The organism is Cupriavidus sp. AU9028, from assembly GCF_019795295.1.
GTDB lineage: Bacteria > Pseudomonadota > Gammaproteobacteria > Burkholderiales > Burkholderiaceae > Cupriavidus.
On the sequence record NZ_JAIMCG010000009.1, the window covers coordinates 73,781 to 96,180 of the forward strand.

At 67.5% G+C, this 22,400-nt stretch carries 17 protein-coding genes, 1 tRNA gene and 2 pseudogenes; 5 read left to right on the forward strand and 15 right to left on the reverse strand.

What is annotated here, in order from left to right; genetic code table 11:
- Nucleotides 1–177 precede the first annotated feature (177 nt).
- Both K6V06_RS11845 and K6V06_RS11850 read left to right on the forward strand, forming a co-directional pair.
- Nucleotides 178–882: a response regulator transcription factor gene (locus K6V06_RS11845; protein WP_222243637.1), complete on the forward strand. Its 705-nt coding sequence runs from the start codon at nt 178–180 to the stop codon at nt 880–882.
- Nucleotides 883–917: 35 nt separating this feature from the next.
- The gene (locus K6V06_RS11850) at nt 918–2,561 is read left to right on the forward strand and encodes a sensor histidine kinase (protein WP_222243638.1); all 1,644 of its coding nucleotides are present in this window, start codon (nt 918–920) and stop codon (nt 2,559–2,561) included.
- 25 nt (nt 2,562–2,586) lie between these two features.
- Here K6V06_RS11850 and K6V06_RS11855 read toward each other — a convergent pair whose 3' ends face one another.
- Complete coding sequence (locus K6V06_RS11855) at nt 2,587–3,045, reverse strand: SET domain-containing protein-lysine N-methyltransferase (RefSeq protein ID WP_222243793.1); 459 nt, start codon at nt 3,043–3,045, stop codon at nt 2,587–2,589.
- Between the two features lie 1,275 nt (nt 3,046–4,320).
- Here K6V06_RS11855 and K6V06_RS11860 point away from each other — a divergent pair.
- Nucleotides 4,321–4,599 (forward strand): HU family DNA-binding protein, encoded by a 279-nt coding sequence (locus tag K6V06_RS11860; protein WP_222243639.1) that lies wholly within the window; start codon nt 4,321–4,323, stop codon nt 4,597–4,599.
- Between the two features lie 581 nt (nt 4,600–5,180).
- Nucleotides 5,181–6,221 (forward strand): DUF2272 domain-containing protein, encoded by a 1,041-nt coding sequence (locus K6V06_RS11865; RefSeq protein ID WP_222243640.1) that lies wholly within the window; start codon nt 5,181–5,183, stop codon nt 6,219–6,221.
- Nucleotides 6,222–6,233: 12 nt separating this feature from the next.
- Here K6V06_RS11865 and dinB read toward each other — a convergent pair whose 3' ends face one another.
- From dinB to K6V06_RS11880, 3 genes are all read right to left on the reverse strand, one after another.
- Nucleotides 6,234–7,376: a DNA polymerase IV gene (gene dinB, locus K6V06_RS11870; RefSeq protein WP_370637454.1), complete on the reverse strand. Its 1,143-nt coding sequence runs from the start codon at nt 7,374–7,376 to the stop codon at nt 6,234–6,236.
- Nucleotides 7,377–7,452: 76 nt separating this feature from the next.
- Nucleotides 7,453–8,343, reverse strand: coding sequence for an EamA family transporter RarD (gene rarD, locus K6V06_RS11875; RefSeq protein WP_222243641.1), 891 nt, complete (start codon nt 8,341–8,343; stop codon nt 7,453–7,455).
- A gap of 99 nt (nt 8,344–8,442) precedes the next feature.
- Nucleotides 8,443–9,588 carry a TRAP transporter substrate-binding protein gene (locus tag K6V06_RS11880; RefSeq protein ID WP_222243643.1) on the reverse strand — a complete coding sequence of 382 codons (1,146 nt, stop codon included), beginning with the start codon at nt 9,586–9,588 and terminating at the stop codon, nt 8,443–8,445.
- Between the two features lie 497 nt (nt 9,589–10,085).
- Here K6V06_RS11880 and K6V06_RS11885 point away from each other — a divergent pair, with 497 nt between their 5' ends.
- Nucleotides 10,086–11,852: a carbohydrate porin gene (locus K6V06_RS11885; protein WP_370637455.1), complete on the forward strand. Its 1,767-nt coding sequence runs from the start codon at nt 10,086–10,088 to the stop codon at nt 11,850–11,852.
- Nucleotides 11,853–11,904: 52 nt separating this feature from the next.
- On the opposite strand, the gene K6V06_RS11890 is transcribed toward K6V06_RS11885, so the two are convergent.
- The 11 genes and pseudogenes from K6V06_RS11890 to K6V06_RS11940 all read right to left on the reverse strand — a co-directional run.
- The gene (locus K6V06_RS11890; protein ID WP_222243645.1) at nt 11,905–13,065 is read right to left on the reverse strand and encodes an exo-alpha-sialidase; all 1,161 of its coding nucleotides are present in this window, start codon (nt 13,063–13,065) and stop codon (nt 11,905–11,907) included.
- Between the two features lie 29 nt (nt 13,066–13,094).
- Nucleotides 13,095–13,364 carry a MoaD/ThiS family protein gene (locus K6V06_RS11895; RefSeq protein WP_222243647.1) on the reverse strand — a complete coding sequence of 90 codons (270 nt, stop codon included), beginning with the start codon at nt 13,362–13,364 and terminating at the stop codon, nt 13,095–13,097.
- Nucleotides 13,365–13,461: 97 nt separating this feature from the next.
- Nucleotides 13,462–14,349, reverse strand: coding sequence for a DUF2243 domain-containing protein (locus K6V06_RS11900; protein ID WP_222243649.1), 888 nt, complete (start codon nt 14,347–14,349; stop codon nt 13,462–13,464).
- A gap of 267 nt (nt 14,350–14,616) precedes the next feature.
- Nucleotides 14,617–14,692, reverse strand: a tRNA-Phe gene (locus tag K6V06_RS11905).
- Between the two features lie 54 nt (nt 14,693–14,746).
- Nucleotides 14,747–15,433: a response regulator gene (locus K6V06_RS11910; RefSeq protein WP_222243651.1), complete on the reverse strand. Its 687-nt coding sequence runs from the start codon at nt 15,431–15,433 to the stop codon at nt 14,747–14,749.
- Between the two features lie 46 nt (nt 15,434–15,479).
- Entirely contained in the window at nt 15,480–17,933 is a 2,454-nt protein-coding gene (locus K6V06_RS11915) for a PAS domain-containing sensor histidine kinase (protein ID WP_222243653.1), read from the reverse strand.
- A 227-nt stretch (nt 17,934–18,160) separates the two neighbouring features.
- Nucleotides 18,161–18,976, reverse strand: a pseudogene (locus tag K6V06_RS11920) (DUF4390 domain-containing protein); the annotation flags it as partial.
- A gap of 4 nt (nt 18,977–18,980) precedes the next feature.
- Entirely contained in the window at nt 18,981–20,462 is a 1,482-nt protein-coding gene (gene rsmB / locus K6V06_RS11925; protein ID WP_222243655.1) for a 16S rRNA (cytosine(967)-C(5))-methyltransferase RsmB, read from the reverse strand.
- Nucleotides 20,463–20,716: 254 nt separating this feature from the next.
- Entirely contained in the window at nt 20,717–21,574 is an 858-nt protein-coding gene (gene htpX / locus K6V06_RS11930; RefSeq protein ID WP_222243656.1) for a zinc metalloprotease HtpX, read from the reverse strand.
- A 139-nt stretch (nt 21,575–21,713) separates the two neighbouring features.
- Complete coding sequence (locus tag K6V06_RS11935) at nt 21,714–22,178, reverse strand: hypothetical protein (RefSeq protein WP_222243657.1); 465 nt, start codon at nt 22,176–22,178, stop codon at nt 21,714–21,716.
- Nucleotides 22,179–22,267: 89 nt separating this feature from the next.
- Nucleotides 22,268–22,351, reverse strand: a pseudogene (locus tag K6V06_RS11940) (LysE family translocator); the annotation flags it as partial.
- Between the last annotated feature and the right edge of the window lie 49 nt (nt 22,352–22,400).

The window sequence follows — 22,400 nt, forward strand, 5'->3', positions numbered from 1 at the left end:
ACCGTGTAAAGGAAACGAAAGGAAGCAAGGAAAACTGCGAGTTACAATCGGTCGTTGCGCCAACGCGCAAGCGACGGGCCGGCGGCTGACGTCCGGGTACTGTCGCCATGCGGCGCACCAACACCGGTGCAGTTTTCGCCCCTTTCCCTTCCCCGCCACTCGAGAGCACCTGTTCGCATGCGTATCCTGCTGATCGAAGACGACCGCCAGATCGCCAGCGGCGTCGAGGCAGGCCTGTTCCAGGCCGGTCACCAGGTGCGGGTCGTCCACGACGGCGTCTATGCCACCGAACATCTACTGCGGGAGCAGCACGATCTGGTCATCCTCGACCTCGGGCTGCCCGGCATCGATGGCATGACGTTGCTGAGCCGATACCGTGCCCGCAATCGCACTACTCCGGTCCTGATCCTGACGGCGCGCGACGAGCTCGAGGACAAGCTGTCCGGGCTGAACGCGGGCGCGGACGACTATCTCGTCAAGCCGTTCGCCTTCCCCGAACTGGAAGCGCGGGTGCGAGTGCTGCTGCGGCGCAGCCAGCACGGCGAGGCGGCGCCCGAGCGCGATATCCGCCTGGGCGGCCTGCGGCTGTCGGGCAACGACCGCCGCATGTTCCTCGATGGCAAGCCGCTGGAACTCTCGCCGCGCGAATTCGCCGTGCTCGAACTGCTGCTGCAGCGACAGGGGCGCGTCGTCAGCAAGGCCCAGCTGCAGGACCATCTGGCCACCTTTGCCCACCCGGCCGGCGATGGCGGCGATACCGTCGGCGATACCGCCATCGAGGTCTATGTGCACCGGGTGCGCAAGAAACTCGAAGACAGCGACGTCGAGATCGTCACCGTGCGCGGCTTCGGCTATCTGCTGCAGAGCCGGGCGCAAGCCTGATCCTGGCAGTGGACAAGCGCCGGCCCCAGCTCGCCATGCGCAGCCTGCGCGACGATGCCAGCAGCGGCGGCCAGAGTGTCCGTCCGGCATCCACGCAAAGCCTGCGCGTGCACCTGTTGCGCGCGCTGGCCACTCCGCTGTTCGCGCTCGTGCTGACCAGCGGCTCGCTGTCCTATTGGCTGGCGGCGCACTACACCACCCAGGTCTTCGACCGCGCGCTGTACGGCGTTGCCAACAATATCGCGCAGCAGATCCGCATCGCCGGTCCCCGGCTGGAGCACGATATTCCGGGGATTGCCCAGACCCTGGTCGAAGCCGAGGGCAGTGACCGCATCTACTGGCGCATCCATGGCCCCGAAGGACTGATCGGAGGCATGGACACCTGGCTGGGCTACGGCACCGGCCAGACCGCGCTGCACGATGCCCGGCTGTTCTATGCCTGGTTCGGCGGGCGCCAGGTACGAGCGGTGCGGCTGCCCGTGTACCTGGATCCGGTGCCGGCAACCCACGCCGCCGATTCAATCGATTCGGCCAATCCGACCGATTCATCCAACCCGGCCGACCCGGCCGACGCGGGCGTCACGGCGCGAGCCACCCCAGCCGCCTCTGCCATGCGCGGGCCGGTGGTAGTGGAGGTGGCCGAACTGCTGGACCGCCGCGAAACCGCCGCCAACGAGATCCTGCTGTCGGTATCGGTGCCGCTGATCCTGCTGCTGCTGGTGGGCAGCCTGATCCTGTCGCATGTGCTGAAGGAAGAGCTGGTCCCGCTGCAAATCCTCACCGACAAGCTGAACCGGCAGACCGCGCGCTCGCTCGCGTCGCTGGACGAAACGCAGGTGCCGGCCGAGGTCGAGCCGCTGATCCGCGCGCTCAATGCGCTGCTCGCCCGGCTGCGCGATGCGCTCGATGCACAGCGCAAGTTCATCGCCGACGCCGCCCACCAGCTGCGCACCCCGCTGACCGCGGTCAAGCTGCATGCCGACCGGGCAGTGCAATCGCAGTCCCCCGAAGGCGCGCGCCACGCGTTGCGCGAATTGCAGTCGGCGGCAGACCGGGCGGTGCGGCTATCCAACCAGCTGCTGTCGCTGGCCCGGGCCGAACCGGGCCTGTCGCTGGAAAGGCTCGGGCCGGTCGAACATTTCGATCTGGCGACGCTTGCCTTCGAAACCGGTGCGGAATGGGTGCCCCAGGCACTCGAGCGCCGCATCGACCTGGGCTTCGAAACGCTGCCCGGGCCAACCTTTACCGGCGCGGCGCCTTCGGTCGTGCGCGGCAACCGGGTGCTGGTGCGCGAGGCACTGAGCAACCTGATCGACAACGCCGTCAAGTACGTGCCTCCGGGCGGGCGCATCACGGTACGCGCCGGCGGCGAAGCGATCGGCCATCGCGGCATGGCGGTGGTGATGATCGAGGACAACGGTCCCGGCATTCCGCCGGCACGCCGGCAGGAAGTCTTCAAGCGCTTCTTCCGTGGCGACCATATGCCCGGCCAGATCGCCGGCGCGCCGGGTGACAGCGCGCCCGGCGGAGCGGGCCTGGGGCTTGCCATCGTCCACGAAATCATCAGCCTGCATCACGGCAGCATCGCCATCGAAGACGTGCTGCCCGAGGACGAGCGCGAGCGCCCGGCCATGCGTTTCGTCATTCGCATCCCGTGCGAAGCCCCGGGCGCCTCCTGAACCTGCACTGGGCGCCGCCGCTCGATCAGCGACGACCCTTGGGGGCCAGCATGCTGCCGCGGCACTTGGGACTGCCGCAGCGGCAGGCGAACTCTTCCTTCAGCTTCCTGGTGTAGCGAGCGTCGATCACCAGGCCGTAGTCGTAGAACAGTTCCTCGCCCGGCGCGATATCGCGCAGCGCATGGACGAAGACCCGGCCTTCCTTCTCGCGCGCCTCGCAGTTCGGCTCGCAGGCGTGGTTGATCCAGCGCGAGCGGTTGCCGCCGTGCTTGGCGTCGAGCACGTCGCCATCTTCCAGCGAGAAGTAGAAGGTGTGATTCGGATCCTTGGGATCGTGCGGGTGCCGGTCCAGGGCGGTCTGCCAGGAGATGCGTTCGCCCTTGTACTCGATGATGCGTTGCCCCTCGGCGATCGGCGCGATGGCATAGACGCCGCGGCCATGGACGGGGGACTTGCGCACCTCGATCAGGTCGCGCGCCGCCACCCTGGTCTTCGGCTTGTCCTTTCCCTTGTCTTTCGCCTTCTCTTTCGTCTTGTCTTTCGGCCGGGCTGCGGACTTCCCCGTGTCGGCGAGGACCTTCTCCGGCTTCGACCGGGCCTTTCCCTTCTCCGCCTTCTCCGCCTTCTCCGCCCTCTCCGCCTTCTCTGTCTTCGGGCGCTTGTCGCCCTTCCCCACCTTCGCGTTGCTGCCCTTCGACTGTTCGGCCATATCGCTCTCTGCGCTCTCTGTTTACCGCGCCACCACGGCTCGTTTGCCTCCACGCCGGCCCGCGCCAGCATGCCTGGCGATGATAACCGTGCCAATGCCTGCGAGGACACGCGGGGTAACCGGTAATGCTCTCATTGAAGCCCGCGGCCGGCAACGCCGGGAGCCTTCACGGTCGTCGGAAGCCCATCCAGCCAGTTGACCCCCAAGGAGGGGGATAGGTCCGTCACTGTGGACAAGGCGGACGTTTACTGTGGATAAGCCCTCGGGTTTGCTGTGGGTTGCCTGGGGCTGGCATGGGGATGTACCGGGAACAAGTCCTACCCCTTGCGAGGGGACGCTCATCCCGACGGTCTAGTCTTCCACCTCCGCCAACACTCCCTCCCGTCGGTTCTGCTTGCTGCAAGGTCTTGATTCGATTCACGTATACGTGGTTTTCCACAGAAGGCCGGCAGGTTTACCTACTACTACTATTCGTATACATACAAAGACATATCTAAACCAAAGGGATCAGGGACGCCCTCGAAAAAACACCCAGCCCTGTATACCCCGTATCCCCCGGCAACCCTGACTGCCCCCCGACTGGGCTCTGCGTGAGGCGACACAGGGGTATACGCGAACCAGGCAGGTATACGGCCCCGGCTTGCCGTATCCCCCTCCACCCCTGTCCATGCCGCCTCAAGGGCCGTATACGCCCGCAGGAGCGCCCGTATACGCCCACTGCGTCCCCTGCCCCTTCTCGACCCTCCACCGCCTCTGCAAGGCTCCAGACGCCTCCTGCTGCCACCCGGCGACTTCGTGTGAAGAAATAGCCTCATCGGCCGAGGGCGATCGGCCGCGCGATGCCAGCCCCGCCGACGCTCCGAATGCCCGCCAGCCCGCCTCCACACTGGCCTTCCCGGTTCTTGCTGTAACAATCTTGCCGGCGGAAACCCAGGCGCCACACGGTATGATGTCGCCCGCAGCGCCTTTTCCTTGGTGAGCGCCTGCTCCTGCAGGCCGGCATACCGATGAAGAAGGCGTTTGTTTTATCAACTCGATACGGAGTGAAGCATGACGAAAACCGAACTGATCGACGCGATCGCGGCAGGTGTCGACGGCCTGACCAAGGCCAAGGCCGAGCAAGCGCTGAATGTGACCCTGAACGCCATCATGGATGCCGTTGCCAAGGGCGAGACGCTGAGCCTGATCGGCTTTGGCACCTTCAGCCAGGGCGAACGTGGCGAGCGCATGGCCCGCAACCCGCGCACCGGCGAAGAAATCAAGGTCGAAGCCGCGAAGACGATCAAGTTCAAGGCTGGCCAGAAGTTCAAGGACGCAGTGAACCAGTAAGTCCGGGCGGTCCGCGCCGACCCCGACGCATCGCCCCGCCGTGCCACCGCCTGGGATGCCATACCGGCGCCAGGCACCGCGGGGAAATCATTCTTATCCACAATCCGGACCCGCCGCAGCGCAACCGTCCGTCAACGTTATCCACCGAAAGCGCCCCGCGGCGCTCGCCGCGTTAACCCGCTGCTCCGGTGCACCCCTCCAGCGAACCCGAATCCGCGCCATGCCCCATGCAGCCGTGGCTGACGGCTGTCGGCGCAGCAACCATATGGTGCTTGCCGCCACCCGCCACGCCGCGCCGGCGCTATGGGGAAAGGGCGGATGTCCACAATGTTGTTCACACCGGTTTTCCCCTTTTTTCCACAGGGCGCGTATACGTCCATATGGATGAGGCGCCGCTCGACCGTCCCCCTGGTAAACCGGCGGCTTGCATGCCGCAGGCGGCCGAAATGCGCACGCTCCCGGGTAAACCGAGAACCACTTCCCGATCGCCGCGACAAATAGAGCGACGATCTTCAATCGGATGGCCGCACCGTACGGCCACCAACTTTGCGATAACCACCATGAACAGGAGCCGTGTGCCGATGCAAGCGAGGACCGAGCGGGCGAGAGCCGGGACCAGGTCAATTGGCAACCGGATCGCCGGTGTGCCGGCGGCGCTATTGGCGCTGGGACTCGCCGCCGTGCTGGCCGGGTGCGCAACGCCGCCTCGCACCGCGCCTGAGACCGCCCGCCCGCAGGCCGTGCCCTTGCCCATGGCGACGGAACCGGCGCCCGTTTCGTCGCAGCCGGCGGCGCCACCGTCGTCGCGCGAGCGGATCGTGCGCATCGCCCTGGATGAGTGGCAACGCTGGGGCGGCCAGACGGTGCGCATCGGTCGCGACGATACCGCCTGTGTCGTCAGCAGTCCTCTGCCGCCGCCGCCCGTGCCGCTGCCGCTCGATCCAATCGCCAACGTGTTGCAGGGGCTGCCGGCACCGGACAACACGCTGCCGTCCGCCTCTTCCGCCGCGATACCCGGGACGGGGCCGGGCAATTCGGCCGATATCGACGAATCGCAGGGCGTCGCTGGAGCCAACTGCGTGCAGTTTCCCGATGGCACCGGCATGGAGGCCACTGCCCAGGGTTGCGCGCTGGCGCAGCGATACTGGGCGATCGTCGGCAAGGAAGTGGACTGCGAGCAGATTACCCAGGGCCGCTGGGCATGGTCGGCCGTGTTCATCTCGTGGGTGTTGCGCCAGGCGGGACTGGACGAGAGCCAGTTCCTGACCGGCGAGTCCCATTCGATGTATGTGGTGGATGCGCGTGACGGCATCCTGCCGGCCCCGGCGTTTCGGGTCGAGCCGGTGCCGGCGCTGCCGCGCCCCGGCGACATGATCTGCGCCGGGCGCGGCCGCGACAAATACCTGTCCAGCCCTTCCGAGATCGGCTTTGGCACCACGCCCATGCACTGCGACATCGTCGTCGAGGTGGACGAAGCCACCCGCACGGTGAAGGCCATCGGCGGCAATGTGCAGCAGTCGGTGTCGATGGAGCTGGTCGAGCTGGGCGAGTCGGGGACGCTGGACGGCTTCACCAACTCGCACGCGCCCTGGCTGCTGGTGATGCGCAACCAGTTGCCCTGAGGCGATGGGCGCCTAACGTCTTTCCGCTACCGCGTCGTCGATGTCCGGCTGCGGGCTGGTCTCGAACAGGTCGCCCTGGGTGGTATCGGGTTCGGCGGTCCCCACGCCCAGTCCGATCAGCCGCACCGGCAATCCGCGCCGCGCGTGGCCGGCCGCCAGCAGCCTGGCGTAGATCTCGCGCTGGGGCCGATGGCCACGACACTCCACGGTGGTGGTGCGAAAGTCGGTGAAGCGCAGCTTGATGAAGAGCTTGCGCACCCAGTCGCGGGCGCCTGCCCGCTCGATGCGCGCGTCCAGCAACTGCATCAGCGGATCGAGCTCGTCCAGGCAAGCATTCAGATCCGGCAAGTCTTCCGCATAGGTTTCTTCGACGCTGATCGACTTGCGCTCGCGCTCCGGGCTCACCTGGCGCTCGTCGATGCCACGGCAAAGGTTGTAGAGCCGCGCGCCGAAACTGCCGAAGTGCTTGTGAAACCGGTCCGGCGTCCAGTCGCGCAGGTCGGCGCAGGTCGTGACGCCCAGCTGCCTGAGCTTGCCCGCGGTGACCCGGCCCACACCATGGATGCGCTCGACCGGCAACGCCGCGACGAAGGCATCGACCGCGCCTGGCCGGACCACGAACAGCCCGTCCGGTTTGTTCCAGTCGCTGGCGATCTTGGCAATGAACTTGTTGGGCCCGACGCCGGCCGAGACGGTCACCCCCACTTCGTCGCGCACTCGCTGGCGGATTTCTTCCGCGATCCGCGTCGCGCTGCCCTGATGGCGGGAGCTGCCGCTGACGTCCAGGTAGGCTTCATCGAGCGACAGGGGCTCGACCAGCGCGGTGTACTCGCGATAGATGCCAAAGATGCGCCGCGAAACCTCGCGATACTTGTCCATCCGCGGCGGCATGATCAGCAGGGCCGGGCAACGCTTGAGCGCCTGCGCCGAGGACATCGCCGAGCGCACGCCGAAGGCGCGGGCCTCGTAGTTGCACGTGGCAATCACGCCGCGCCGCTCGGGACTGCCGCCGATGGCGAGCGGACGGCCCCGCAGCGACGGGTCGTCGCGCATTTCCACGGACGCATAGAAGCAGTCGCAATCGCAATGGATGATCTTGCGGGTGGGCGCCTGGCCGGGGTCGGCGTGCAGGGAGGAGGGCTCCGGAGACGGCACGGCGATTCAGCGGATAAATGCTAACGACGACATCCAGCCTGCCGTCCATCGATGCGATCGATCATGATGGCCTGCGCTATTCGGCGATGGCGGCCGCGGGCCGGCGCCGGCCGATCCAGAACCCTTCCACCGCATAGACGGCCAGGGCCAGCCAGATGATCGCGTAGCCTGCCTGCTTGTCGGCTGGAAACGGCTCGTGATACAGCCACACGCCAAGCAGCAATTGCAGCGTCGGCCCGGTGTATTGCAGCAGCCCGAGCAGCGACAGCGGAATGCGGCGCGCGGCCGCCGCGAAGAAGAGCAGCGGTACGGCGGTGACGGGGCCCGCCATGGCCACCAGCACCTGCACCGCGGGGCTGGCGTGGACAAACCCCGACTGGTCGTTGCCGATCAGCCAGCCCAGCGCTCCCACGGCGAACGGAAACAGCAGCAGCGTTTCCAGCGACAGCCCTTCCAGTGCGCCCAGGGATGCGGTCTTGCGCAGCAGACCGTAGCCGCCAAAGGTGGCTGCCAGCGCGAGCGCGATCCACGGCAGCTGTCCGGCGGCGAAAGTCAGCCAGGCCACGCCGGCCGCCGCCAGCCCGATCGCCACCCATTGGCCAGCGCGTAGTCGCTCGTGCAGGAACACCACGCCAAGCAGCACGCTCAGCAGCGGATTGATGAAGTACCCCAGGCTCGCGTCGACGACGCGGCCGGCCGAGACGGCCCAGATATAGAGGAACCAGTTGCCGCACAACAGCGCGGCGCTGGCGGTAAAGCCCAGCAACAGCCGGCGGTCGGACCAGACGCTGCCGAGCCAGCGCCAGTGGCGGCGCACCAGCAGGATCGCGGCGAGAAACACCAGCGACCACACCATCCGGTGCAGCAGGATCTCCAGCGGGGCAATGCCCTGCAATGCCTTGATATAGAGGGGAAGAAGGCCCCAGAGGATGTACGCCATCAAGGCGTAGAAGATGCCGGTCTGCATGCGGAGAATCCTGTCTGAGCCGAGGATTCTACCGGGCGCCCAGCGCCCGTGCAGAACGGCGGCCGGGCTGGCCCCGGCCGCTGCGGTGGGTGGCGAGCTTTACAGCTTGCGGGCGAAGCTGAACTGCGCGAACGCCTGTTCCGCCACGTTGAACCACGCCGCCTGATTGTTGCGGAAGACGCGCCAGTCTTCGAAGATCTTCTTGAACGACGGATTCTTGGCGCTTTCTTCGGCATAGGATTCCTGCGTCGCCTTGAAGCAGGCCTCCATGATTTCCCGGGAGAACGGGCGCAGCTTGACGCCGTTCTCCAGCAGCCGCGCCAGCGCCTGCGGGTTCACCGTGTCGTACTTGGCCATCATCGCGGTGTGGGCCTCGTAGGTAGCGGTCTCCAGCGCGCGCTTGTACAGCGCCGGCAGCTTCTCGTATTCGCTCGCCGACGCGTAGAACGACAGCTGCGCGCTGCCTTCCCACCAGCCCGGGTAGTAATAGAACGGCGCCACCTTGTAGAAGCCCAGCTTCTCGTCGTCATAGGGGCCGACCCATTCCGCCGCGTCGATGGTGCCCTTCTCCAGCGCGGGGTAGATGTCGCCGCCGGCGATCTGCTGCGGCACCACGCCCAGGCGCGACAGCACCACGCCCGCAAAGCCGGCGACCCGGTACTTCAGGCCCTGCAGGTCGGCCACCGTGCGAATCTCCTTGCGGAACCAGCCGCCCATCTGCGCGTTGGTATTGCCGCCCAGGAAGTTGACGACGTTGTATTCCTTGAAAAACTCGCGCATCAGCTTCATGCCGTTGCCATTGACCATCCAGGCATTCTGCTGGCGGGCGGTCAGGCCGAACGGAATGGTGGTGTCGAAACACAGCGTCGGATTCTTGCCGAAGTAGTAGTAACCGGCGGTGTGGCCGATCTGCACGGTGTTGTTCTGCACCGCGTCCAGCACCTGCAGGCCGGGCACGATTTCACCGGCGGCGAACACCTTGATATTGAACTTGCCGTCGGTCAGCTCGCGCACGCGCGCGGACAGCGTTTCCGCGCCGCCGTAGATGGTGTCGAGGGATTTCGGGAAGCTGGAGGCAAGCCGCCATTCCACTGCCGGATTGCTGCCGACCACAGCCGGGGCGGCCGCCCCGCTGGCTGCCGGTGCGGCAGCCGGAGCGCTGGGCTGCTCTTCCTTGCCGCAAGCGGTCAGGACCCCTGTCGCCGCCACAGCGGACGCCTTCAACAGAAACGAACGACGTTCCATCGACTACTCTCCTCGTTATGCATTATCGATTTGGCCCTCGCAGCATGCTGCGTCGCACCGGCGCGGGGGTGGTCTCCTTGGGCTGATCGATTATAGCGGTGCGCTTTCCGCCACGGAGGAAAGGGCGGCTCCGGGTTTTCGCTAGGCAAGCGCTTTGCGCAACACTTCGACTAGGGCTTTCCCTGAACGCGCCCGGTGCCCGCTACTGACACCGCTTTGTGTGCAATGCAACAACCGGCAGGGATTTTGTAACCCGTCTTGCGGTCCAATAGGCCCGGCTGATACAACCCTCGCTCCTGGTGCCTTCCAGGTTTTGCCGCCATGCTCGGCATGCCGGCCCGTTCAGCCGATCCACCCATCGATACGTCCTGTCGCGAGACATGCTGGTGCAGTACTTTCGCCTCCGCTCCCGCCGCCATGATGGCCGCCGCCCGCCGGGGCGCGGCCGGACATCGCACGCGCCGCTTCCGGGCCGTCCGGGATGGGCGCGGCTGGCCGTGCTCGGGATCTGGAGCGTCAGTGCCTGCGCGCAGACGCTGACGCCGGACGGCGTGCAGCAGGAAACGGTGGCCCCGGGGACGGCTTCCGATTTCCCCCCTGCGCTCGCCACGCCAGGCTCGGCCACTCCGCGCCCGGTCGCGTCGGCTCCGGCGGTTCCTGCTGCGGGGCTGCCGGAGTCGGCTAGCGCCGCACCGCAGGACGCGGACAGCAGCAAGGCGCAGGACGACCCGCTGGCAGGGCTGCTGGGCAAGGCCGATACGGCAGGGGACGGACCCGCCGCCGGGGCCGCCGCCGGCGCCCCCGACCGAGCCTCCGATAGCTCCTTGCAAGGGCCGACCGAGATCGCTCTGCAAACCCCGACCGCCGGCCCGGTTCCCGCGGCGCCGGTTGCCGAAATCCTGGCCGAGCCGGTGGCCGATACACCCGAGCAGGCGGTGCTCGGCGAGCTGGAAACCGGGCTTGCCGGTCCGCCCGAGCCGCTCCCGCCCGCCCCCGCGCCCATCGTGCTGTTCCCGCAGCGCCTGGGCGAATTTCCTGCGGCGGAACGGGTGGCACCGGTCAACGATGGCGAGCGCGCCACCGCGATGACCGAGGACGTGCCTCCGGTCTTTGCCTCGATCCTGCCCACCGACGATCCAGCCGAAGAGTCGGTGTGGCGCCTGACCTACAGCGGCCGCGCGGCATACGTCGACAACATTCACGCGCTACGCGCCTGCCCCCGCGGCAGCAGCCTGTCCACGGGGGTTGGACCGGGCGTTGCCTGCAGCAGCAGCGGCGAGGTCAAGGTGCGCGAAGCGCTGTGGCAGCTGGACGGCGGTGCGGCGATCGAAGTGGTGGCGCAAGCCCGCAGCACCGGTGCCACCACCGTCGACGGCCGCCCTGCCGCGGTCGATCCCTACCAGCTGGTGCCGCAGTTCTACACTGCCGTCAGCGGACTGGCGGCGCTGGAGGGCGCGACCATGTGGGCAGGCCGCCGGGAAGCGTCGCCCTTCCTGCTCTCGTCCGGTCTGCTGCCCCCGACCACCAATGCGCTGCGTTTCGGCGTCGACAATGCCCGCCTCGCCGGCGTGGGCCTGAGCTACCAGTTCACCGCGCGCGACGATACCAATGGACAGCACCTGCCCAGCTACCATTCGGTGCGCACGGGGCCGATTCCGGTCAACGAGGGCGGCAGCCTGCAACTCGGCTTCACCCGGGTCGAAGCCAACGCGCTGGCCGAGGCGGCCGGCGATGCCTGGTGGGCCTCTGCCATGCACGAGCAGAAGGGCGTGCTGGCCGGCACCAACCGGTTCGGCCTGCAATATGGCAGCGGCAGTCGCGTGGCGATGACGGGTTACACCGGCATGGGCGACTCGCTGTCACGGGTACGGCTGGCCGAATCGATGGAGTGGAAGGGGCGCGGCGGCCTGGTCGGCTCGGTCGAGTCCGCCGTGCAGTTCGACCGGTCGATGCTCGGCACGCTGCAATGGATGACGGCGCGCGTGCGGCCCGCCTACGTGGCGAGCAACCAGTTCCGGCTCTCCTTCGAAGTGGCCCACGACCAGATCGAGTCGGGCTTCGGCGTCAGCGGCCAGCGGACGGCGCTGACGGTCGCCCCGACCTTCACGTTGGGCAAGGCGGCGGGCAACGCCAACCTGCGGGCCTTCTATACCTACAGCCGCGCCAACGACGTCGATGGCATCACCTTCGCCGCGCCGGCCAACGCCTGGGCTTCGCAGGCTTCCGGCTCCATCTTCGGCATCCAGCTCAATCGCCGCTGGTGACCAGCTGTCACCGCTGCTGCCAGCGCGGTGCCAGCGCGGCCGCCAGCGCGTGTCAGCCGAACCGGACGCAATACACCGGCGGCAGGTGCGCCGAGACACAGCTCCAGCGCTCGCCCCCCTGCTCCGAGACCCAGAGCCCGCCGGTCGTCGAACCCATCGCCAGCCGCTCGCCGCCTTCGTCGACCGCCAGGCCGTGGCGGTACACCAGGTCGTAGCCTGGCGAGGGCGGCAACCCGTCGGAGAAGGCCGTGAAGGTGTCGCCGCCATCCCGCGTGCGCGTCACGGCCAGCTGTCCGTCGACCGGCACCCGGCATTCGTCCTTGACCGCGGGCACGAACCAGGCGGTGTCCGGATCGTGCGGATGCACCGCGGCCGCGAAGCCGAAGCTGGAGGGCGAGGCGTGGCGTGCCTCCCACCGTTCGCCGCCATCCATGGAACGGTAAATGCCGCCATGGTGCTGGATCCACAGCGCATCCGGGCGGTCCGCACAACTGACCATCCTGTGCGGATCCTGGATGACCGGATCTTCCGCCCGCTCCGGCGGCATATAGGGCGCCACCATGCCGCGCGTCGTGCCATTCCAGCTCTGGCCGCCGTCGCGCGTCTGCCAGACGCCGCCGCAGGACACCGCCACTGTCACGTGCCGGCTGTCGCGCGGATCCACGCAGATCGAATGGATACCCGGGTCATCGTAGCCGCCGCCGAACCACTCGGCACGTTCGGGACGGTCCCACAGCGGCCGGTTCAGCGCCCAGCTGGCACCGCCATCGTCCGAGCGGAACAAGCCGCCCGGGATGGTGCCGGCCCACAACACGCCGGGCTCGTCGCGGCCGCCAGCTTCCAGCGACCAGATCTGTTGCAGCGACCACGGCGCTTGGCGAGCCGGCGGCGTTTCGCCGGCTGCGTCGCCGGGACCGACATCGGCCATGTCCGTTGCCGCCGTAGCCTGGCCCGCGGGCCGCGGCGGATAGACCGGTACGCCGCAAGCGGTCCAGCCGCCCTCACCCGCGCGATCCCGCGCACGCCGCCACAGCTTCACGCCGAAATGGCCCAGATTCAATGCGGCATAGAGCGAGCCGTCCCGGGGACCCGCCAGCACCATGCTCACCGGCTCGCCAAGGAAATGGACCTCGCTCTGACGCCACCGATCGCGCGCAGTGCGCTCCCAGACGAGCAGGCCCTTGCGGGTCGCGACCAGCAGTCGGTTCTCCATCGTGCGTCTCCTGTCGTTGCCCGCGCGTTCTATCCGCCGGAGAGGGCCTGCACGACATAGACGCGGCTGCCGTCGCGCACCGCGTCAGACATCCGCTCGCGGTCGCGAATCATCGTGCCGTCGACAAAGATCGCCACATGGCGGCGCAGGCTCCCCTGGTCGTCCACGATATAGCCGCGCAACTGCGGTTGCCCGGCAAAGGCGATATCGAGCATCTCCCGTACCGTGCCCGCCGAGACCGTCAGCTCCGGCATCGGGACATGCCGCTGGATCGCGGGCGCAAAGGTCAGCACAGCCATCGTCGTGGGTCCGTCCGTGCGCCGCCGGGGCAGGCGGCGTGCGTTCAGTCTAGGCGGCGAGCGCGGCTTGGCGAAGCCGGAGAGTGGGCTGGGCCGCCTATGTGGAGAGCAGCCTGTCCGCGGGTAACGACGACGTGCCGGCACTGACCCATGCCGAGCAGCCAGCCGGCGCCACGGTGCCGCTCACGTATATCGCACCGTGCCGGTACAGCGCCAGGCGATCCACCTGCTGGGCGGAAGTCAGCACCCAGACTCCGCCACCCGCATCCGTCCACGCCACGCGGGCATCGGTGCCTTCCAGCGCGCGGAAGAGCCCGCCGGCATTCGCGCCGGGCCCCAGCACCACCGTCACGGAACCATCCGGATAGTCACGCAAGGGCCAGGCGTTCAGCGCGGCCCCCAGCAGCGCGCCGGTGGTCAGCACCAGCGCCACCCAACTGGCCGCAATGCCCGCTCCCCCGCCGCCCGCGCCTGCCCCGCTGGAAGACCGCCGCCGCATCCGGATACCCGCCACCAGCGGAATCAGGCCGAACAGGATCAGCCAGGCAAGATCCCACGCCAGCGGATTGGGCGAGTCCATGCGGATGCGGTGAATGCCGGTAAGCCAGTGCGAGAAGATCGCATCGACCGCATGCCAGACGCCAAAGCCGATCCAGAAGTTGGCCAGCAACCGTCGATTGCCGCCGGGCAGCGCCATGGCTTCGCGCGAGCGGTACAGCAGCCACAACCCCACGGCCGCGATCACATACATCAGCGCATGGAACAGCCCGTCCGCCATCACCTGCACACGCAAGTCCCCGAACGCCCCGCTGTCGATCGCCGACAGCAGGTGATGCCATTGCAGGATCTGATGCAGAAGGATGCCGTCGAAGAATCCGCTGAGCGCAAAGCCCAGCGTGTAGCCGGCCCAGTCGAAACGCCGAGGATAAGGCGCGCCGCCGCCAAACCCGCCGCTGTTCAAGGGTGTGAAGTACCTTGCTTGCATGAGTGTCCCTCCGGAGGCAGGAGTCGCTGGAATCCGAGGAGGGGATACAACTTGTGTGCCAGAGCGATAAATGGCTGGCCTTCCCGGACGCCAGACCGGGCGGCGTCATGCGCTTCGTCGGTCAGAAGGGCAACAAGCTTGTGGTCCTGGCGGTTCAGGCTCGGCGAGACAACTCTGCTCGCCATTGATCCGTACCGCGCGGACCCTTAGTGCGTTGATGCAGCACAAAGCAAAACGCCCAACCGGTAAAGGTTGGGCGTCGAATACTGGTGGCCTGGGACGGAATCGAACCGCCGACACAAGGATTTTCAATCCTCTGCTCTACCGACTGAGCTACCGGGCCAAAGAAGCGAAACTATATCAACCGGCGAACCGCCGGTCAAGTCCCTCTTCGCGTTTATTGCTCGGCGGGCTCGGGCTTGTTGCGGCTCAGTTCAACCCCGAGCTGCTTGAGCTTGCGGTACAGGTGAGTCCGTTCCAGGCCGGTTTTCTCCGCGACACGCGTCATGCTGCCGTGCTCGCGCACCAGGTGGTACTCGAAGTAGGCGCGCTCGAACATGTCCCGCGCTTCGCGCAGCGGCATGTCGAAGGAGAACTGCATTTCGGCTTCGGGCGGCCGCTGGGCGGCGCCATTGACCGTTTCCACAGGCGCCGCTTCCGCCGGCTGGGCCGCTGCCGCCGCAGGCGCCGGGCTGGCGACGGCGGCGCGCGGACGCTCCTGTCCCCGCGCGAGGCCCTGCTCCACCGCCGACAGCAATTTTTGCAAGGCGATCGGCTTTTCGAGGAAGTTCAGCGCCCCGATCTTGGTGGCTTCCACGGCGGTATCGATGGTGGCGTGCCCGGACATCATGATCACCGGCATGGTGAGCTGGCCCTGGGAGGACCACTCCTTGAGCAGCGTCACGCCGTCGGTGTCCGGCATCCAGATATCGAGCAGAACCAGGTCTGGCGTATTGGCGGCACGGTATTCACGGGCCTGTTGGGCGTTTTCCGCGACTTCCACCACGTGACCTTCGTCGCTCAGGATCTCCGAGAGCAATTCCCGGATTCCCATTTCGTCGTCCACTACGAGGATGGTTGCCATACTTTCCTCTTAACCCCTCCATGGCGTCGCGGCATGACCGCAATGCCTATGCAAGCTTGGCGAACAGGATGGAAATCTGGGCTCCGGCGACCTCGGCGCCCTCCATTCGGTTGCGCAATTCAATGCGCGCACCGTGTTCGTCAATGATTTTCTTTACCATCGCCAATCCGAGGCCTGTCCCCTTGGCCTTGGTGGTCACGTATGGTTCGAACGCGCGGCTCAGGATGCGGGGAGCAAAACCCGGACCATTGTCGGCGATGGTCAGCTTGACAGCCTGCCGGCTCTCTCCGGCAGTATCTTTGTATTCTACAGTCTCGGTGTGCAGAGCGATACAAGGCGCCGGACGGCCGGCCGCCAGGTTCTCGGCCACCGCGTCCTGCGCGTTCTGCAGCAGATTGTGGATGACCTGGCGCAGTTGCGTCGGGTCGCCCTTGATCTCCGGCAGGTTCCGGCCCAGCGTGGCATGGATGACCGGGTGCTCGCGCATGGCCGGATCGTCGATGCCGTACAGATGCAGCACCTCGCCTACCAGTCCGTTCAACTGCAACGCCTGCAGCATCGCCGGCGGCGTTCTTGCATAGTCGCGGAAATCGTCGACCATGCGCTTCATCGCCGCTACCTGGTTAACGATCGTGGTAGCGCCGCGCTTTAGCACTTCCGCATCGGTGCCTTCCAGCTTGGCCGCCAGCTTCATCTGCAGCCGCTCGGCCGACAACTGGATCGGCGTCAGCGGATTCTTGATTTCGTGGGCGAGCCGGCGCGCGACTTCGCCCCAGGCGACCGAGCGCTGCGCGGAGATGACGTCCGAGATGTCGTCGAACACCACCACATAGCCCGGGTCGGCGTCCTCGCTGACATGGTCGGCGGACGGCAGGCGCGCGCCCCGTACCAACAGCGTCAACGGCTGGTCCTCGGCCCCATGCGGCAGCTCGATCTGCTTCTGCCAATGGGCGGCGCCCCCGAGCATCTCGCTGGTGTTCTGCTCGCTGAACGCCTGCCGCACGATCTCGCCGAATACGTCCATGCCGGGGATGGTCTCCACCGGCAGACCCACCGTCGGTGCGAGAGGCTGGCCGAAGATCCGCTCGGCGCCCGGGTTGGCCGTGACCAGCTTGAAGCCCCGGTCCAGCACCAGTACGCCGGCGGTCAGGTTCTGCAGCACGCTTTCCAGGAACGCCTTCGATTGTTCCAGCGCCGACCGGTTCTGCTCGACGGCCAGTCGTGCCTCGGCGAGCTGGCGCGTCATCATGTTGAACTGCTGGGTCAGCATGCCCAGCTCGTCGCGGCTCTTGAGCTCGCGCTTGGGCGACAAATCGCCCTCGGCCACCTCCTTGGTGCCCTGCAGCAGCATCAGCAGCGGCCGGGCCAGCTGTCCGCCCAGCAGCAGCGCCAGCATCACGGCGATGAAGACGGCCAGGAACAGAGTCAGCGTCAGCGTGCCGATATACATCTTGCGCAGGCCGGTACGGCCGAGCGCCTTCTCCTGGTAGTCCTGATAGGCGCGCTGGACCTCGTCGGCGTTGCGGGCCAGCGTGGGCGGCACGGGATGGACCACCTGCAGGTAGCGTTCCTCGCGCACGGTCTCCCCCAGCAGCCCGAAGCCCGCGGACGGATAGTCCTCGGCACGGCGCTCCAGCGACAGTCCGGAGCCAGCCCAACGGCCGGAGGAGGCGCCGCGCGCGGGTGCGGCCGCGTCGCCCCCCACCGGGGCGGGTGCGGGCCCGAGCGGGATGATGATGCGCAGCCGGTACAGATGACTGTCGGGCCGGTCGGCCTGGTGACCGTCGCCGCCGCCATCGGTGCCCGGGTCGGTTCCACCTTCCACCGCGGCATAGCCACCGGCCAGCCGCGCCTGCTCGACCAGGACCCCGGACGGCAGGCTCGGCACGAGCGTCGCATAGTCGCTCGAGGCGCTGGCCAGCACGCGTCCACTGCCGGTGAAGATGGACGCCTCCTGCACGCCGTACTGTTCGCGCAGGCGGTTCAGCTGCAGAGAACTGACCGGTTCCGGCGAGGCGCCGATCTGTTCGCTGATCTGGCGCGCCTTTGCCTGCAGGTCGGCCAGCGCGCTGTCGATGGTGGAGCGGCCCAGGTTCAGCCCCGCTTCGAGCGCGGTTTCGACCCGCACGTCGAACCAGGACTCGATGCTGCGCGAGACGAACTGCAGCGACACCAGGTAGATCAGCACGCCGGGCAGCACGCCAACCACGCCGAAGAACACGGCCAGCTTGGTCATCAGCCGGGTGCCGAATTTCCCGCGCCGGTAACGTACCAGCAGGGCCAGGGCCAGGCCCCCGATGATCAGCACCATCAGTACGCCGATCACCAGGTTGATCTTGTAGAGCAGCGTGAAATACCGGTCGAAGAACTCGGTGTTCGCCGACGCGGCGGCCAGCAGCACGACCAGCACCAGCGCCAGAAAGACAATGGTGCCGGCGACCACACGCGTCAGCAGGCGCCGCACCCTTCCGTCAAGGACCGCTTCGAGCCTGGCCATCATGGCTCCGACGGCGTGGTCGACAGCGCCATCGGCCACAGCAGCGGCGCGGCGGCGCGGCGTACGGGGACGGCGGCGGCCGGAGCGGGCGCCGAGGCCGGCGGGGCGGTCGGCGCGGAAGCCGGCGCGGCAGGCGCACTGGCGGCGGCGGCCGAAGCGCCCTGGCCGTTGCCCGGTGCACTGGCCGGCGCCGCCGAGGCGCCGTTCTGACCGCCATGCGGTACGGCATGCGGCGCGCCATTGGCCGGCGCGCTGGCCGCGCCATTGCCGGCGCCGCTGGGCACGGAAGGAGGCGGCGCGGGCGGTGCCGCAGGAGCCGGCGGGGCCGGTGGTGGCGGCGGTGGTGGCGGCGGCGGTGGCGGCGGCGGTGGTGGCGCTTCGGTCGGCGTGAAGGTGAAGCGCCGCCATTCAGACGACAGGTTCCAGTCGCGGGTATTGACCGCGTTGATCTGGAATGGCTTGGGCAGCTGCGACAGGTCCAGGCGCATGCGCACCTCCGCCTGATAGGGGGCCCCGAGCTTGACCTCGTCCAGGTCGAACACGTACCAGCCTCGCACCTGCTTGATGAAGTCCAGCGCGCCCTTGAGCCGGGTAAAGGGCAGTTGCAGCCCGCCGGTGGACACCCGGTATTGCCGCGTCAGCGGATGGAAGGTCAGGCGCACGCTGCGCGTGACCGTCACCGGCTTCTCGTCGAACCAGTACCAGCGCGGACGGCTAAGCTGGAAGTCGACCGCGAAATACAGCGGGATTCCCTTGTGCAGTGCATCTTCGAGCGCCGGTGACAGATCGAAGGCAAAGCCGGCATGCAAGGCGTAGCCGCCGTCCTGGTGTTCCAGATGGACGTCCTTGACCTCGATGGTCTGGGCTTGCGCGGACGGCGCGACCAGCAGCGTCAGTGCCGCCAGCACCGTCAGTATCATCAGCAGCGAGGCCAGCCAGCGTGCCGCAGTGCCGGTTTCGTTACCAGCGGCTTCCGAGCGGGCATGGTTTCCGCGCGCATTGTCGTCATGAGGGCGGAGGACGGCCAAGCGAGGCGGAGCGGGCATCGGGTCAGTGGCGTTTCTGGAAACGGGCGTAGAAGAAGCCGTCGTGGTCCGTCGGCAGGGCAAGGCTGGCGGGCGTGCCGCCGTGTGCCCCGGATTGCCCAACGGAATCGGCCCCGACAGGAGCTGGCTGCATGCTGGACGGGCCGGCCCCTGCCGGCGCGGTCCCGGCGCCATTCATGCTGCAGGGCAGCAACTGGCCGGGCGCCTGCAATCGTATCGCATCTGGCAACTGCTCACCAAACCACTGCGCCTGCTCTTCTCCCTCCGTTGGGAAAATCGAACACGTTACGTAAACGAGGATGCCGCCCGGTTTCAGCAACGGCCATAGCTGCGAGACGATGCGGCGCTGCTCGTTGACCAGCCTTGCCAGATCGGTCTCCCGCCGCAGCCAGCGAATGTCGGGATGGCGTCTCACAATGCCGGATGCCGAGCAAGGCACATCGGCCAGGATGCGGTCGAACTGCCGGCCATCCCACCAGTCCGCGGGCCGGCTCGCATCGCCGACCAGGACCTGCGCCTCCTTGCCGAGCCGGGACAGGTTCTCGTCGATACGGCGGGCCCGTACGGCGTCGCTTTCGACCGCCACCACTTCCACGCCGGAGAGCGGCTCGGCCAGTTCCAGCAGGTGGCCGGTCTTGCCGCCGGGCGCGGCGCAGGCGTCCAGCACGCGTTGACCATCGGCCAGTCCCAGCAGCGGACCGGCCAGCTGCGCGCCGGCGTCCTGCACGGATACATCGCCGGCCTCGAAGCCGGGGATCTGCGCGACCGGCAGCGGCCGGGTCAGCCTTACCGCCTGCTCGCCCACGCGCTCGGCGGCGATGCCGGCCGCCGCGAGCTGCTGCAGATAGTCCTGGACGGGGATGCGCAGCGGGTTCACGCGCAGCGTCATCGGCGGCCGCGTGCCGGCATGGCGCGCCAGCTGCTGCAGGCGGTCCGGATAGGCCTGGCGCAGCCGGCGCAGCCACCAGTCAGGCAGGTTCCAGCGGGCCTCGTCGTCGCGCCGCACGTCGTCCAGCAAGGCCCGCCGCTCGCGCAGGAAGCGCCGCAGCACCGCATTGACCATGCCCCGCGCATGCGCGGCCTTCGGGTCCGAGGCTGTCGCGCTGACGGCCTGGTCGACCACGGTGAAGGCGCTGTAACCGCTCTTGCCACCCTCGCCGCCTGCCCCCTCCTCGTTGCCCTCCTCCGCTTCGATCAGCAGGGTCAGTGCGACGGCCAGCAGGGCGTCCACCAGCGCACCGGGCGGACGCGACACCATGCGCGTGACCAGTGCACGCGCGGTGCCGAACTGCCGCATGGTGCGATAAGCCAGATCCTGAAGCGCACCGCGGGCAGCGGCGGCCTGCGCGCGCTCGAGGCGATCCAGCCGATACAGCGTCGCGGCGTCCTCGATGGCCTGCGGCAAGGCACTGCCTTCATTGACGCCGCGTACCGCGGCGGCGGCGGCCAACATCTGGAAGGCTAGGGAATCGGGAGGCAGGCGCATGAGATCGGAATACAGGTAATGACGGCGGCGGACGCACGGGAACGCCGATGACGCAGAAAATCAAGCAGCGCCGCAGCAACGGGAGCGGCGGCATGCAGGCGGGGGTGCCGGATGGCATTGGGCGGCGCGCTCGCTTGCACGGCGCTGGCTTTCCACGCAGATCTGAGTATTGCAAAGACCTGTCATAGAAAAGCCCGCCGGCTCGGCGAAGAGCACGGCGGGCAGTTTACCCTGTCCCTGACGGGCAGGCACCGTCACAGTGGATAGGTGCCCGTCCTTGCCATCTGCATCAGCCGGGCGACACGCTCCTCCGTGGACGGGTGCGTCGAGAACAGATTCGCAACCCCGCCGCCCGAGAGCGGATTCATGATCATCATCTGCGCGGTGGACGGGTTGGCTTCGGCAGCCTGGAACGGCATGCCGGTCGCATACCGATGGATCTTGTCCAGCGCCATCGCCAGCGCCTGCGGGTCGCCGCTGATTTCCGCGCCACCGCGATCGGCCTCGAACTCGCGCGCGCGGGAGATCGCCATCTGGATCAGCGAGGCCGCCAGCGGCGCGAGGATCGCTACCGCGATACCGGCGATCGGGTTGCGGTTGCCCTCGCTGTCGCGGCCGCCGAAGAACATGGCGAAGTTCGCCAGTGCGGCGATCGCACCGGCCATCGTCGCGGCGATGGTCGAGATCAGGATGTCGCGGTGCTTCACATGCGCGAGCTCGTGTGCCATCACGCCGCGCAGTTCGCGATCGGACAGCACACGCAGGATGCCCGTGGTCGCTGCCACCGCTGCATTCTCGGGGTTGCGGCCGGTGGCGAAGGCGTTGGGCGCGGCCTCGTCGATCAGGTAGACGCGCGGCATCGGCAGCTGCGCGCGCTGCGCCAGCTCCTGGATCATGCCGTAGAACTGCGGCGCGGTGGCCGCGTCCACTTCCCGTGCGTTGTACATGCGCAGGACCAGCTTGTCCGAGAACCAGTACGAGAAGAAGTTCATGCCGAGCGCCATCAGCAGCGCCACCATCATGCCGCTGCGACCGCCGATCATGCCTCCGATGACGATGAACAGCGCCGTGATGGCGGCCATCAGCATGAAGGTCTTGACCCAGTTGAACATCGTTGTGCCCCTTCGAAATGGTCATCGGTGGCGCCGTGCGTTACCGCACGGGCGCGACGATGCGATGCCCCTTAGATCGGGGCGTGCGGGGGAAATTCAATGTTGGCCGGGGGACCGCGCGTCAGCGAGAAGCGAAGAATCAGGGCCGGCGTTCACGGCTGCTTGCGAGCCGAGCGACCGCGGTGGTCAGGGCCACGATCTGCTCGCCCTGCTTGTCGAGCCCGGCAGCGATCTGCTCGCTCTGCCTGTTGAGTCTGGCCTGGATCTGCTCGCTCTGCTTGTCGAGCTTGTCCTCAATGCGTTCAAAGCGCCGCTCCGCAGCTTTCTGGCCCCTTTCCAGGCTATCGAGGCGGACAAGAACGGGGCGAATTTCGGCGCCGATCAGGTCGTGCGTGTTGTCGCGTGACAGGGCGAGGATGCCGAAAATGCCGCCCAGCGTGAATGCGACCGCCGTGAAGAGCATACCGGCGGTCTTGACGTTCTGCTGCGCCTGCGACGCCGTGATCATCCGGGCCACTTCCTCGTGGGTGGGAGGGGCGCAATGCGCCATGTCGCTTGCGTCGGAATGCTGGGTGGCAGAAGCGGAGCCCATGCTGTCGACCAATTGGAAGGAAGAGACTTCCAGTATGGCCGCGCATCGGTCCGAGCGCAGCAGCCAATGAGTGACAGCTGGACCGGGATGGACCGCCAGTGTCAGCGCTGCGCCAGCGCCAGCCGGGCGCCCAGCCCGATAAACGCCACGCCGACCACGCGGTCGAGCCAGCGCTTGATGCCGGATGCCCGGCTGGCGCGGCGAGTGATGCCCAGCATGGCCGGCCCTTTCGCT

Bases quoted from the DNA above. Each gene is read 5' to 3' on its own strand.
- K6V06_RS11845 (WP_222243637.1), top strand. From the start codon at position 178: ATGCGTATCCTGCTGATCGAAGACGACCGCCAGATCGCCAGCGGCGTC.
- K6V06_RS11850 (WP_222243638.1), top strand. From the start codon at position 918: ATGCGCAGCCTGCGCGACGATGCCAGCAGCGGCGGCCAGAGTGTCCGT.
- K6V06_RS11860 (WP_222243639.1), top strand. From the start codon at position 4,321: ATGACGAAAACCGAACTGATCGACGCGATCGCGGCAGGTGTCGACGGC.
- K6V06_RS11865 (WP_222243640.1), top strand. From the start codon at position 5,181: ATGCAAGCGAGGACCGAGCGGGCGAGAGCCGGGACCAGGTCAATTGGC.
- rarD (WP_222243641.1), bottom strand. From the start codon at position 8,343: ATGCAGACCGGCATCTTCTACGCCTTGATGGCGTACATCCTCTGGGGC.
- K6V06_RS11880 (WP_222243643.1), bottom strand. From the start codon at position 9,588: ATGGAACGTCGTTCGTTTCTGTTGAAGGCGTCCGCTGTGGCGGCGACA.
- K6V06_RS11890 (WP_222243645.1), bottom strand. From the start codon at position 13,065: ATGGAGAACCGACTGCTGGTCGCGACCCGCAAGGGCCTGCTCGTCTGG.
- K6V06_RS11895 (WP_222243647.1), bottom strand. From the start codon at position 13,364: ATGGCTGTGCTGACCTTTGCGCCCGCGATCCAGCGGCATGTCCCGATG.
- K6V06_RS11900 (WP_222243649.1), bottom strand. From the start codon at position 14,349: ATGCAAGCAAGGTACTTCACACCCTTGAACAGCGGCGGGTTTGGCGGC.
- K6V06_RS11910 (WP_222243651.1), bottom strand. From the start codon at position 15,433: ATGGCAACCATCCTCGTAGTGGACGACGAAATGGGAATCCGGGAATTG.
- K6V06_RS11915 (WP_222243653.1), bottom strand. From the start codon at position 17,933: ATGATGGCCAGGCTCGAAGCGGTCCTTGACGGAAGGGTGCGGCGCCTG.
- rsmB (WP_222243655.1), bottom strand. From the start codon at position 20,462: ATGCGCCTGCCTCCCGATTCCCTAGCCTTCCAGATGTTGGCCGCCGCC.
- htpX (WP_222243656.1), bottom strand. From the start codon at position 21,574: ATGTTCAACTGGGTCAAGACCTTCATGCTGATGGCCGCCATCACGGCG.